This is a genomic window from Rhizobium croatiense (assembly GCF_019793465.1).
Lineage (GTDB): Bacteria > Pseudomonadota > Alphaproteobacteria > Rhizobiales > Rhizobiaceae > Rhizobium > Rhizobium croatiense.
On record NZ_JAILYJ010000007.1, the window covers coordinates 200,006 to 211,908 of the forward strand.

At 59.7% G+C, this 11,903-nt stretch carries 10 protein-coding genes and 1 tRNA gene; 3 read left to right on the forward strand and 8 right to left on the reverse strand.

Annotated elements, in window-relative coordinates; translation table 11 throughout:
- Window position 1: 1 nt before the first annotated feature.
- Window positions 2–1,219 (reverse strand): deoxyguanosinetriphosphate triphosphohydrolase, encoded by a 1,218-nt coding sequence (locus tag K6M89_RS13865; protein WP_097579083.1) that lies wholly within the window; start codon window positions 1,217–1,219, stop codon window positions 2–4.
- Window positions 1,220–1,439: 220 nt separating this feature from the next.
- Here K6M89_RS13865 and erpA point away from each other — a divergent pair, with 220 nt between their 5' ends.
- The gene (erpA, locus tag K6M89_RS13870) at window positions 1,440–1,772 is read left to right on the forward strand and encodes an iron-sulfur cluster insertion protein ErpA (RefSeq protein WP_222139816.1); all 333 of its coding nucleotides are present in this window, start codon (window positions 1,440–1,442) and stop codon (window positions 1,770–1,772) included.
- Between the two features lie 125 nt (window positions 1,773–1,897).
- Window positions 1,898–2,689, forward strand: a complete 792-nt coding sequence (gene xth, locus K6M89_RS13875; RefSeq protein WP_097579081.1) for an exodeoxyribonuclease III — start codon at window positions 1,898–1,900, stop codon at window positions 2,687–2,689.
- A gap of 44 nt (window positions 2,690–2,733) precedes the next feature.
- Here the strand turns inward: xth and exoR are convergent, their stop codons facing one another.
- From exoR to K6M89_RS13910, 7 genes are all read right to left on the reverse strand, one after another.
- Window positions 2,734–3,531, reverse strand: a complete 798-nt coding sequence (gene exoR / locus K6M89_RS13880) for an exopolysaccharide production regulator ExoR (protein ID WP_222139817.1) — start codon at window positions 3,529–3,531, stop codon at window positions 2,734–2,736.
- Window positions 3,532–3,550: 19 nt separating this feature from the next.
- Window positions 3,551–4,012, reverse strand: a complete 462-nt coding sequence (locus K6M89_RS13885) for a hypothetical protein (RefSeq protein ID WP_222139818.1) — start codon at window positions 4,010–4,012, stop codon at window positions 3,551–3,553.
- A 238-nt stretch (window positions 4,013–4,250) separates the two neighbouring features.
- Window positions 4,251–5,498 (reverse strand): OmpP1/FadL family transporter, encoded by a 1,248-nt coding sequence (locus tag K6M89_RS13890; RefSeq protein WP_222139819.1) that lies wholly within the window; start codon window positions 5,496–5,498, stop codon window positions 4,251–4,253.
- 401 nt (window positions 5,499–5,899) lie between these two features.
- The gene (locus K6M89_RS13895; RefSeq protein WP_222139820.1) at window positions 5,900–8,743 is read right to left on the reverse strand and encodes a valine--tRNA ligase; all 2,844 of its coding nucleotides are present in this window, start codon (window positions 8,741–8,743) and stop codon (window positions 5,900–5,902) included.
- A 117-nt stretch (window positions 8,744–8,860) separates the two neighbouring features.
- Complete coding sequence (locus K6M89_RS13900) at window positions 8,861–9,730, reverse strand: PopZ family protein (protein WP_222139821.1); 870 nt, start codon at window positions 9,728–9,730, stop codon at window positions 8,861–8,863.
- A gap of 365 nt (window positions 9,731–10,095) precedes the next feature.
- Entirely contained in the window at window positions 10,096–10,761 is a 666-nt protein-coding gene (locus K6M89_RS13905) for a protein-L-isoaspartate O-methyltransferase family protein (protein ID WP_222139822.1), read from the reverse strand.
- Window positions 10,762–11,229: 468 nt separating this feature from the next.
- Window positions 11,230–11,303 (reverse strand) — tRNA-Cys (locus K6M89_RS13910).
- Between the two features lie 260 nt (window positions 11,304–11,563).
- On the opposite strand from K6M89_RS13910, the gene K6M89_RS13915 reads away from it, so the two are divergent.
- On the forward strand, window positions 11,564–11,902 hold the full coding sequence (locus K6M89_RS13915; RefSeq protein WP_222139823.1) for a KTSC domain-containing protein: 339 nt from the start codon (window positions 11,564–11,566) through the stop codon (window positions 11,900–11,902).
- Window position 11,903: the final 1 nt, after the last annotated feature.

The window sequence follows — 11,903 nt, forward strand, 5'->3', positions numbered from 1 at the left end:
CCTATCGCAAATCCGGAGTGTGGTCAAACAATCGCCTGTGGGCGCTGATTGCATAGGTGTCGGTCATGCCGGCCAAATAGTCGCCGACGTGGCGAGCCTTCGGCGCATCGGCGAGGCCGGCGATATGATCGACCCAATAATGGCTTTGCATCTCCTTGGGGCTGGCCATGTAGGCGCCGAAAAGATCGGTGACGATCTGGGCAGCACCCGCGCGGATGCGCATGATATCGGGATTGCGGTAGATGCGCTTGAAGAGCATCGCCTTGATTTGCCTGTCCGTTTCGGCCATCGCGTCGGAGAAGGTGGCGATAACCCGGTCGGCAGCGCGAATGTCGGCTGCGCTCTCAGGGCGAAGAAGTGAAAGACGCTGCTGCGCGACGCCGATCACGTCTTCGACCATACGGGTGATCTGCCGGCGCATGATCTCGTGGGTGAAGCGGCTCGGCTCCAGATGCGGATACCGCGCCCTCACCTCCGCCATCAGCCCGGCCAGAAACGGGATTTCCTCCAGCATGTCGAAAGTCAGGTAGCCGGAGCGCAGGCCGTCATCGATATCGTGGGTATTATAGGCGATATCGTCGGCAATCGCCGCGACCTGGGCCTCGAGGCTGGCGTAGGTTGCAAGCTCGAGATCGTGCAGTTCGCAATAATCGAGGATCGGCTGCGGAACCGGGCCGCGTGTGCCGACACCATCCGGCGTCAGCAGCGGTCCATTGTGCTTGACGAGGCCTTCGAGACTTTCCCATGTCAGGTTGATGCCGTCGAATTCGGCATAACGGCGCTCCAGCTTGGTCACGATGCGCAGCGATTGCGCATTGTGGTCGAAGCCGCCATAGGGCAGCAGCACCTCGTGCAATGCGTCCTCGCCGGTATGGCCGAACGGCGTGTGGCCGAAGTCGTGCACGAGCGCCACGCCCTCGGCTAGGTCCTCGTCGAGTTTCAGAGCGCGGGCGAGCGCGCGGGCGATCTGCGCTACCTCGATCGTATGCGTCAGCCGGGTGCGGTAGTGATCGCCATCCTGGGCGATGAAGACCTGGGTCTTGTGCTTCAGCCGGCGGAAGGCCGTCGTGTGGACGATGCGGTCGCGGTCGCGCTGAAAATCGGATCGCGTCGGACTTTCATCCTCCTGGTAGAGGCGCCCGCGCGTCGTCCAGGGGTCCGCCGCATAGATCGCCCTTTCGCTGTTGCCGAAACCCAAAGCCCGCCTGTCAACCGTCATTCTTCACCGTCATTCTGCCTGTTGCCGCATCTGCCCATTGACGCCGCTTTGCCCTGTTCATACCTATAGCCCGACGAAACGACAAAGAGGCGCCCGCCGACCGTTTCGCACATCATGGCCTTTTTGCGAAGATCATGGTAAGTTCTTTTGATATCAGGCATTTGAACATTTCAGTGCCAAAACCCATTCTCTCCGGATCTTGACCCCGGCAGGAGGAAACATGACGGATACGAGTGTAACCCTTTCAGATGCCGCGGCAAAGCGTATCGCTGCGATCATCGGCGCAGAGTCCGGCAAGAGCGCGCTGCGCGTTTCCGTCGAAGGCGGCGGCTGTTCGGGCTTTTCCTATAAGTTCGACCTTGCCGACAGCGCGGGCGACGATGACATCGTCGTCGAAAAGAACGACGCGAAAGTGCTGATCGACAGTCTGTCGCTCGTCTATATGGCGGGCTCGGAGATCGACTTCGTCGACAATCTGCTTGGTCAATCTTTCCAGATCAAGAACCCGAATGCGGTGGCAAGCTGCGGCTGCGGCACCAGCTTCTCGATCTGACCATCCAGAAACATTTCGCTGTGCGAACGAACCGGCCGAAGAAGCGCTTCCGGCCGGTTTATCGTCTTGTCCTGTTGTGAAAGACCACGATAAAAGAAGCGCACGCAGCGAAACAGGACGAAGAGATGAAGATCGCGACTTGGAACATCAACGGCGTCAAGGCGCGCATCGACAATCTGACGCAATGGCTCAAGGATTCCGATCCCGATATCGTCTGCCTGCAGGAGATCAAGACGATCGACGAAGGTTTTCCCAGGCTGGAGATCGAGGCGCTCGGCTATCACGTCGAGACGCACGGCCAGAAGGGCTTCAACGGTGTAGCGATCCTCTCCAAGACTTCGCCTTCCGAAGTCAACCGCGGCCTGCCCGGTGATGCGCTGGACGAACAGTCCCGTTTCCTCGAGGCGGTGTTCACACTGCCGGACACGCGCATTCTGCGCGTCTGCTGCATCTATCTCCCGAATGGCAATCCAGTCGACACGGAGAAATATCCCTACAAGCTCGCCTGGATGGAGCGTCTGTGGATGTTTGCGGCCGAGCGCCTCGCCTATGAGGAGATTCTGGTGCTCGCCGGCGATTACAACGTCATCCCCGAGCCGCACGACTGCTTCGACCCCAAGGTCTGGGAAAGCGATGCGCTGTTTCTGCCGCAGACGCGGGAGGCATTCCGCAGGCTCGAAAATCTCGGGCTGACCGATGCGGTGCGCGCGACGACGGATGCGACGCGGCTCTATTCATTCTGGGACTATCAGGCGGGTGCGTGGCCGAAGAATAACGGAATCCGCATCGACCACTTGCTGCTATCGCCGGAGGCTGCCGACCGAATGACGTCGGCGGCGATCGAAAAACATGTGCGGGCCTGGGAAAAGCCGTCCGACCACGTGCCTGTCGTCGCCTATTTCGATTTTGCGGCCTGACATCCGCAGCCCATAGCACCGCGTCATTGCAAACGCGCGAGGCTTCAGTCGTCGGAGCCGCTCGCGATGGAGTGCGAGAGCGATACCGCTGTGCGCCGGTCGGCCTCGTTCGCAACCGAGAAAGCCTGCTCCTGCAGCGCTTCCATCCAGCCGCAGTCTTTCGGTTTGCAGCGGTCGAGAGCAGCGGTCATCAGCGCGAGACCGCGGGCCGTCTGGCCTTCGTCGAAGAGAATATTTCCGAAAACCGCCATGGCGCCGGGATGGCCACTCTTGCGCGCCTGGTTCAACCACTTCTTCGCCTGCTGCGGGCTGGCATTGCCGCCCTCGCCGGCCAGCATCATCTGCGCCAGCTGGAACTGCGCCTCGGGAACGCCAAAGGTGGAGGCCACCTGGAAATAAAGCTGGCGGGCCTGGGTGAGATCGATCTTGACCGGGCTGCCCGATATGCCGTGCTTGTAGTAATTGGCGAGCGAGAGAAGCGCGTTGACGAAGAAGCCGGTGTCTTCCGAGCCGGGTTCGACACCCTGCTGGGCAATCTCGCTGTAGATCTTGAAGGCTTCGAAATCATCCTGGGTCACGCCGTCGCCGTCGGCATACATATTGGCGAGCGCCCAGCGCGAACCGGTATGGCCTTTTTCGGCGGCGTATTTGTAAGCTTCGACCGCCTCCTCCTTCTTTCCGTTTTTGTAGGCCTTGAAGCCGAACTTGAAGAGGTCGAAGGGACCGGACTCCTTGCTGACGTCGCTTTTGATGTCGAAAGCACGAACCGGGCCGGACATTGCCAACGCGATCCCTAAGCCCATCAGCATGAATTTGAACAATTTGAACTCGGACGTTACCATTTCAACCGATTTCTTTCGTTCATCGCAGGCAGCCGGCGCCGGCGCCGGGCAGACCGTGGATGTATTCATTCGAGGCGAGCGATCCCGCGGCGAGCTCTATGGCTCCTTTGCCCGCGTCGCATCCAGCCCATTGGCCTTTTCCCGGCCGAATTTTCAGCTTGTCATATAGAACCACCCGGCTCCCGGCATGGCCCGACTGCAATCTGCCTGGCATTCCTTTGGCAGGCGCGGCATCCGCCTTCCTGCCCTTATTGCTTTCGTAAACAGCAAATGTGACGAAACCAGTATCGGCTTCTCCGCCAACGCAGCGCCGCTCAGGCGCGCGGGTCGAAAAAACCGGCATTGGATGAATCGACAACCTCATTGCAAGGTCGGATCTGCGGCCGGAACAGCCTTGTTCAAAAAGCGAAACGGCCGCAATCGAACGACTGTCGCCAATCGCGTCGCATGATCTGTTGTTGCCGGAAAAAAATCGACCCATGCTACTCTTTACACGCACCTTCAGTCTGCCGTCTCGTCGCCTGCCAATAGCGCTGCGCCCTCTTTGTGGCGGGAAATAGACAAAACCGCCCCGCCGCCACCATATGCCAACCGTCGTAAAAAAGTGTTGCTGAATCGTCACAAATTCAGCGCGGGAATAGTATGAATAAGTATGATTAACGGGCGTAAAAATAGAAGAGCCCGGCAGGGCCGGGCTTTCAATTCTTCAAATCGGAGTATTAGAACTTAACCTTTAGGCTCGTCGACAGTGCAGTGACCAGATCGTTGCCAAAGGAATAGGAGACCTTATCTCCATAGGTGACGCCGTCCTGGGTCAGAACGCCGGACGAACCGCTCGTCAACAGACCCACGGCGCCGGCGATGCGCCATTCGATATGTTCGGTCGGCGTGTAGGCTGCACCGACACCCAGCGTCCAGCTGTCTGTCTGCGCACCGTAGCCATGGCTGGTGCCGCGGTCCCAGGTCAGGCTGACCGCACCGGCCCATTGATCGGTGAACTTGTGGCCGACACCACCGGAGATCGTCCAGCCATCACGATAAAGAAGATCGAGCGAGGTCAGACCACCCGCGGGGCACGACAGGCCGTTGGTCGGGCAGAATGCTACCGACTGCAGGACGCTCCAATTCGTCCATTTAACCGATCCGAATGCAAGCCAATCCGGAGCTATACCGGTCTGAACCTTCAGCTCCAGAGAGTCCGGAGCCTCTGCGGAACCGGACACGGGCGTGATTAGGCCGCCATATATAGGCACAACCGGAACCTGACGCAGATCAACAGTTCCGGTCAAGTCGTCGTACTTGACGCGGCTGTTATAAACCAGGCTCGCACGCATAGCATATTCCGGGATCTCGTAAGCAAGACCAGCGCGCCAGCCCCAGCCGCTGTCTTCGAGGTCAAGGCGACCGACGCCGGTGCCGGTGCCGAGCAGAAGCGGAAGCGTTGAAACCAGACGTTCCTTGAAGCCCTCGACTTCCTGATAGAAGGCGCCGCCGATAAAGCGAAGCTGCCCGGGACCGACGTCAAAACGATAGGAGCAAGTGCCGCCGTAGTTGCGGGTCTTGATTTCCGTTTCGATGTTGTCGTTGGCGCCAGCCCAGTTCAAACCCGGATCGGAATGGCCGCCAAAGGGTTCGGAATAATCGACAAGGCAGTCGATTGCGTCGCCGAAACCAGCCTTAAAGCCAATATAGGGGATAGTGTAATTCGAGGTCTCGTCGGCACTGTTCGGGCGGCTGTTTAGATTGCCACCGCCCGTAAATATCGACGTATTCGTGTCACGGACGTCCTTCAGCTTGCGCTGCGGGGTGACGTAGGTAACGCCCGACTGGAACGAAAAAGGCGACGTATCGAACAGTTGGTCAATGTTGTATCCGCCGCGCTCCAGACCGCCGGCGAAGGACGGCGCTGCAAACGACGAAAGAAGAACGAGCGACGTTACGCCCTTGGAAAACCTACGCGATGCCATTGTGTCTCCCCCACTCCAGCAATTGATGTGACGCCACTCTAGTAAGTGTTCGCCTGACATGGCAACGCGGCCCACGGCAGCGCTCCCGGGCATTGCAGTGGCCAACTTACGTAAAGAAATTGACGGACACGTCAAAAAATCTGGTTAATAAAATTTTATTCCAGCGTTATTGCTTTTTCGCGGAGCTTTTGGGTTTTCATTCCAAACATTGCGGAAGCTGTATCAATCCGACAACAGTAGCAGTTTTCGCCCGCAGGATGCCCGTGGAGCCACAATCCACAGGCTGAGCGCCTGAAATCAGCCCCTTTCAGGACCGAATCACGTAGGCGCCCGGAACGACAAAAGACGCGACCGAGGCCGGGCGCGTCTTTGAAATAACTTACCAAAATGGGCGGTGAAACTTATCCGGCTTCGCTCACCCTGGAAAGGGCGATCTTCAGGCTCGCCATCTGCCCCTTCAGTTCCTCTAAACGCTCGCGCTCAGCCTCGACCACTTCGGGATTGGCATTGGCGACGAACTTCTCGTTGGAGAGCTTGCCGTCGATGCGCGACATCTCGCCTTCCATCTTGGCAATCGCCTTTTCGAGACGCGCCTTTTCGGCGGAAAGATCGATCAGATTGCCGAGCGGCAGGCAGATGGTGGCCTCGGCGACGACGATCTGGGCTGCTCCCTTCGGCGCATCGTCGGCCAGCGATATCGCCTCGACACGCGCGAGCCGCTTGATGGCGGCGTCGTGGCGGAACAGCCGTTCGCGGGTCAGGTTGTTGGCCTTGACGACGACGAGCGGCGCTGTCGCCGACGGCGGCACGTTCATTTCGGCGCGCACCGAGCGGATGCCGGAGACGAGGTCGATCAGCCAGTTGATCTCGTCGGCCGCGGCGTCGTCGGCATAGGAGGGCGCCGGCCATTCGGCATGGCAGACCAACGTGTCGCGCTCTTTGCCCTCGCCTGCCGTATGCGCCCAGAGCTCTTCCGTCATGAAGGGCATGAAAGGATGCAGCAGCTTGTAGATCTCTTCAAGAATATAGGCGCTGCAGGCCTGGGCTTCGGCCTTGGCGCCCGCATCCTCGCCGTTGAAGACCGGCTTCAGAAGCTCGAGATACCAGTCGCAGACCTCGTTCCAGACGAAGCGGTACAGCGCGCCGGCGGCATCGTTGAAGCGGAAGGCTTCGAGCGCTTCCGTAACGTCACGTTCCGTACGGGCAAGTTCCGTCAGGATCCAGCGGTTGATGGTGAGTTCGGCCGCCTCCGGCACGAAATGCGGATCGCTCCTGGCGCCGTTCATCTCGGCAAAACGCGTGGCGTTCCAGAGCTTGGTGCCGAAATTGCGGTAGCCGGCGATGCGGGCCGGATCGAGCTTCACGTCGCGGCCCTGTGCAGCCATTATCGCCAGGGTAAAGCGCAGCGCGTCGGCGCCGTATTCGTCGATCAGTTCCAGGGGGTCGATGACGTTGCCTTTCGACTTCGACATCTTCTGCCCGTTCTTGTCGCGCACCAGCGCGTGAATGTAGACGGTATGGAAGGGTTCGACGGGATCGCCATTATCGTCCTTCATGAAATGCAGACCCATCTGCATCATGCGAACCACCCAGAACGGGATAATGTCGAATCCAGTGACCAGAACATTGGTCGGATAATAGCGTGCAAGTTCCGGCGTCTCCTCGGGCCAGCCGAGCGTCGAGAAAGGCCAGAGCGCAGAAGAGAACCAGGTGTCGAGCACGTCCTCGTCACGCGTCAGGATTTCGCCGGGCTTGAAGTTTTCGAGCAGGTCCTCGACATAGGCCTTCATCGGCCCTTCATGCGAGAGGTAATGCTGGATCGCCGCCTGCAGTGCCTCTTCCTCGGTCTTTTCGACAAAGACCTGACCGTCGGGACCATACCATGCGGGAATCTGATGGCCCCACCAGAGCTGGCGGGAAATGCACCACGGCTCGATGTTCTCCAGCCAGTTGAAATAGGTGTTTTCCCAGTTCCTGGGAATAAACCGGGTTCTTCCCTCGCGAACGGAATCCAGGGCGGGCTGCCCCAATGTCTTGTTGTCGACAAACCATTGTTCCGTCAGCCGCGGCTCGATCGGCACGCCGCCTCGGTCACCATGCGGGACCATATGCTTATGCGGTTCGATCTTGTCGAGCAGGCCGGCCTCTTCGAAGATCTCGACGATGACCTTGCGCGCATAGAAACGGTCCTGCCCTTCCAGGCGGTCCCAGGCGCCGTGGAGGGCGGCCGGATTGTCGAGGCCCTCGAGGAAATCCTCATTGTCCTTGATTGCAATGGTTCCGTCGACGTTCATGACGTTGATGGCGCGCAGTTTGGCGCGCTTGCCGACGTCGAAGTCATTGAAATCATGGGCCGGTGTGACCTTCACCGCGCCCGTGCCGGCCGTCGGATCCGCATAGGAATCGGTGACGATCGGAATCTTGCGGCCGACAATCGGCAGGATGACATGTTTGCCGACGATCGGCTTGTACCGTTCGTCTTCGGGGTTCACGGCAACGCCGGTATCGCCGAGCATCGTCTCCGGCCGCGTCGTCGCGACGACGATATAGTCACGCGTCTCGAATTCGGTCGGCTTGCCTTCGTCGTCGAAAGCAATCGGGTATTGATAAGTGACACCCGGCTCGAGGGGATAACGCAGATGCCAGAGATGGCCCTTCACCTCGTGCTGCTCGACCTCCATGTCGGAAATCGCCGTCAGCAGCTTGGGGTCCCAATTGACGAGGCGCTTGTCCTTGTAGATCAGGCCTTCCTTATAGAGCGTAACGAAAACCTCGAGAACCGCCTGTGACAGTCCTTCATCCATGGTGAAGCGTTCGCGGGACCAGTCGCAGGACGCGCCCAGGCGTTTCAGCTGGTTGAAGATCAGGCCGCCCGATTCCGCCTTCCACTCCCAGATCTTGTCGATGAAGGCTTCGCGGCCCATTTCGCGGCGGCCCGGCAGCTGCTGTTCCATCAGCTTGCGCTCGACGACCATCTGGGTGGCGATGCCGGCGTGATCCATGCCCGGCTGCCAGAGCACGTCCTTGCCGCGCATGCGCTCGAAGCGCACCAGGATGTCCTGCAGCGTGTTGTTCAGTGCGTGCCCCATGTGCAGCGAACCGGTGACGTTCGGCGGCGGGATTACGATACTGAAGGTCTCGGCCCCGGGCTTGGCGTTCGTGCCGGCGCGGAAGGCATCCGCTTCATCCCATTTGGCGGCGATTTTCGGTTCGACGGCAGCGGAATCATAGGTCTTGTCGAGCATTTTCTGACCAATTTCGAGGTTCGAGGATGGGCGTTTGTAAATAGGATGGCCACGGCCAAGTCAATAAAAAAGCCGCCCCGGAGACCGGAGCGGCTTTTCCAGGAAAAAGCAATCCGATCAGCGGCGCGGGCCGCGCGCCACGCGTTCGATTTCCTCGCGCACCAAGCGCTCGACCAGCGTCGGCAGATTATCATCGAGCCATTCGCGCAGCATCGGGCGCAGCATATCTTCGGCGATTTCGTCCAGCGAGCGGCGTTCCGCACCGTCGATTGCCGCGGCAAGCTCCTCGAAGGAGCGGCTGATCTGCAGGCCGGCATCTTCCGAAAGCAGCGTCGGCTGGACCTCCTCGACGACGCTCGGCAGGAAACGCTCGGTCGAGGAACCAGCGGGTTCCAAAGCCGGTGGCGCCGGTTCAACGGCGGCGGCCGGCTCGGCGACGGCGACCCGCGGCGTTTCGACAAACGCCGGCTCGGTTGGCTGCTGGGGAGCAACAGGGGGAACGGGTGCGGCGGCGGCCGGGAAAACAGACTGTGCCGGCTGCGGCTGCGGGACTGCGGCGCGCGGCGGTTCCGGCATCACGGTGGGCTGCGGTTCGGGCTGGCGGAAGCCGCTCGGAATTTCGCGCAGGGCCTGGCCGGCCTGCACGGCGCTGCGCTCGGAAGCGGCACGCACACGGGCGGCGACATCGGCAAGCGACAGCGCGCGTGCCGGCGCTTCTGTCTCGGGGGCAGTGCCGGCCGAATTGGCGGCGACAAAACGCGGATCGGAAGAGCGCATGGCCGGTTCGGGAAACTCTACGCCGGCATAGGTGTCATCGACCGTCAGATGGATCTCGGAGCCGTTTACGTCCTCATCGGCGCCGTAAACCGGCGGCAGGGATGCGGAAATCGCCTTGCCGGCGCCGGGTTCATTGCTTTCGATGATCTGGCGGATGGACGCCAGAATTTCTTCCATGGACGGTTCACGCGCTACACTTGGCTGAGCCATATCTATCCCCGTTATCCCAAAACAACGACCGGATGGTGTGGAGCGTTCATCCGAATCACCACGACCTTAGAATACCCCAGACGTGAAAAAAATCATCGCGAATCAAATGAATGCGGCCATGCACAGTTTTGTTACCCGATGATTGCCGTCGGCAATTCGCGGCCGAGGCGTCAGGATAGATGATGTTTGTGAAGGGTTTCCGGCAGCGCGAACGAATCCGCCCGGAAATCGGAATCGATCCTGAGGGCGGAGGCGTCGATTCAAACTGTCACAGCGTCCATTGCACGCCTGAAGAGACACGCGGCGCTGCAATAAAAACGGGCGCCATCGGCGCCCGTCGCTGAAATTGACCGCGGAGAACAGCGTCAGAAAACGAATTCGCGCGCCTTGGCAAAGCCCGGCAGCGGCTTGACCGAAGCGTTGAAGAAGACATTCTCCGAAATGGCGCCGCGCTCGGCGACGAAGACCTTGGCGCGGGCTGCATTGCCATGACCTTCGACGGTCACCAGACGGCCGCCATCGCGCAATTGGCCGAGAAGAGCGGCCGGAACTTCCTCGACCGCGCCATTGATGAAGATCAGGTCATAGGGAGCGCCGGCAGCATAGCCATTTTCGAGCGGGCCGGTCACAACTTCCACCTTGCTGTAGCCGGCAAGCTTTGCCTTCGCCTCGGCGGCCAGCGCCTCGTCGCATTCGAGCGCGATGACGGAGCCGGCGATGATCGACAGAAGCGCCGATGTGTAACCGGTGCCGCAACCGACTTCGAGTACGAAATCATCCTTGCTGATGGCCGCCAGTTGCAGCAGCTTGGCGAGCGGCGAAGCTTCCATCAGAAAGCGGGCCGGCTTGCCCGGTGCGGCAGCGGAGATCTCGACATCGTTGTCGACATAGGCCAGGAGCTTTGCCTTCTCCGGCACGAAAGCCTCACGCGGCACCGTGAGAAACGCCGTCAGCACGGAATGCGAGGTAACGTCCGTCGTGCGAACTTGGTTGTCGACCATCTTTGCGCGCGCTGCTTCGAAATCCATCATGTCCTCTCGCTCTTGAAAAGCGGTTCCTGTCCCCTGTCTCTTAATCTCCGACACGGATGCTTTCAAGGCTTGGCAGCCGTCGGCGAAAAGAATCCGGCGGACGCTCTTTCGCGCCACGGGAGGGGCAAGACGCTGCAGCCCAAACGTGGAATCCCTTGCCCCTTCATGGTATGATCTGCAGCGGAGGAAATAGGAGGAGCAGGCCATGTCTGCGATTTTCGAATATCTCACGCTGTTCGATTTCTTCATCCTCGCAGCGCTCATCGGCATCTTCTGCTGCGGGCTGCTGGACGGTGAAACGACCTGAGGCGCACGCGCTCCGGCATGGCTCTGACGGCGCCGGCCACAATCTCATGCCGGCGGAGGCGGGCTGCGCACACCGCTTCAAATAAAAGCTGGAGCGAGCGGCGCGCGATCGTCTCGAAATTATCGAGGTTTCACAATCATTTACCAGCGGTGAGGAGATATTGGAGGCCTCGCCCGGAATTGAACCGGGGTACAAGGATTTGCAGTCCTCTGCGTCACCACTCCGCCACGAGGCCTCACGCGCTCATCAGCTGAGCCGTGGCGAGCGTTTAGAATGATCGTAAGGAAATCGCAAGAGGGCATTTTGGAAAAACGCCATTCCGCGACAGCCGAGAAGACCATTTTTCCATCCCGAGACAGGCCCCGGCCCAGGGTGAACTTCCTCTCGGCGATCACGCCCTGTTTCAAACCAACCACAGCATTTGAACCAACTCTTAACTTGACTTGGAACGCCTGCTCGCCATCTTCCGCCCCGGGAGGGGATAGGAGCTGCTGTATGGAATGGGCTGCCCTCAAGTCAAATCAGGGACGTGCGGCGTATAATGCCGAAACCGGCGATCTCCGCGTGAAGTTCTCCGGTTCCGCGGCGGTACGACATGCCGACATTCCCCCGCATGTCTACCAGAATCTGCTGGAAACGAACGATCCCCATTTCTATTACCAGTACTATATCGCGCCGTCGCGCGTCTCGCCGGCTCGTAGAGGGCCGATCTCAATGATCTCCTACGGACTGAAGCTCGTTCTGCTGCTGGCCACCTGCAGCCTGTTGATGGCAACCGACCTCGATCCCGGCCATGACGTGATTTTCGAGGAAAGCCAACTGAGATCGAATTAAA

Coding starts and splice junctions, on each gene's coding strand:
- K6M89_RS13865 (WP_097579083.1), bottom strand. CDS start 1,219: ATGACGGTTGACAGGCGGGCTTTGGGTTTCGGCAACAGCGAAAGGGCG.
- erpA (WP_222139816.1), top strand. CDS start 1,440: ATGACGGATACGAGTGTAACCCTTTCAGATGCCGCGGCAAAGCGTATC.
- xth (WP_097579081.1), top strand. CDS start 1,898: ATGAAGATCGCGACTTGGAACATCAACGGCGTCAAGGCGCGCATCGAC.
- exoR (WP_222139817.1), bottom strand. CDS start 3,531: ATGGTAACGTCCGAGTTCAAATTGTTCAAATTCATGCTGATGGGCTTA.
- K6M89_RS13885 (WP_222139818.1), bottom strand. CDS start 4,012: ATGGGTCGATTTTTTTCCGGCAACAACAGATCATGCGACGCGATTGGC.
- K6M89_RS13890 (WP_222139819.1), bottom strand. CDS start 5,498: ATGGCATCGCGTAGGTTTTCCAAGGGCGTAACGTCGCTCGTTCTTCTT.
- K6M89_RS13895 (WP_222139820.1), bottom strand. CDS start 8,743: ATGCTCGACAAGACCTATGATTCCGCTGCCGTCGAACCGAAAATCGCC.
- K6M89_RS13900 (WP_222139821.1), bottom strand. CDS start 9,730: ATGGCTCAGCCAAGTGTAGCGCGTGAACCGTCCATGGAAGAAATTCTG.
- K6M89_RS13905 (WP_222139822.1), bottom strand. CDS start 10,761: ATGATGGATTTCGAAGCAGCGCGCGCAAAGATGGTCGACAACCAAGTT.
- K6M89_RS13915 (WP_222139823.1), top strand. CDS start 11,564: ATGGAATGGGCTGCCCTCAAGTCAAATCAGGGACGTGCGGCGTATAAT.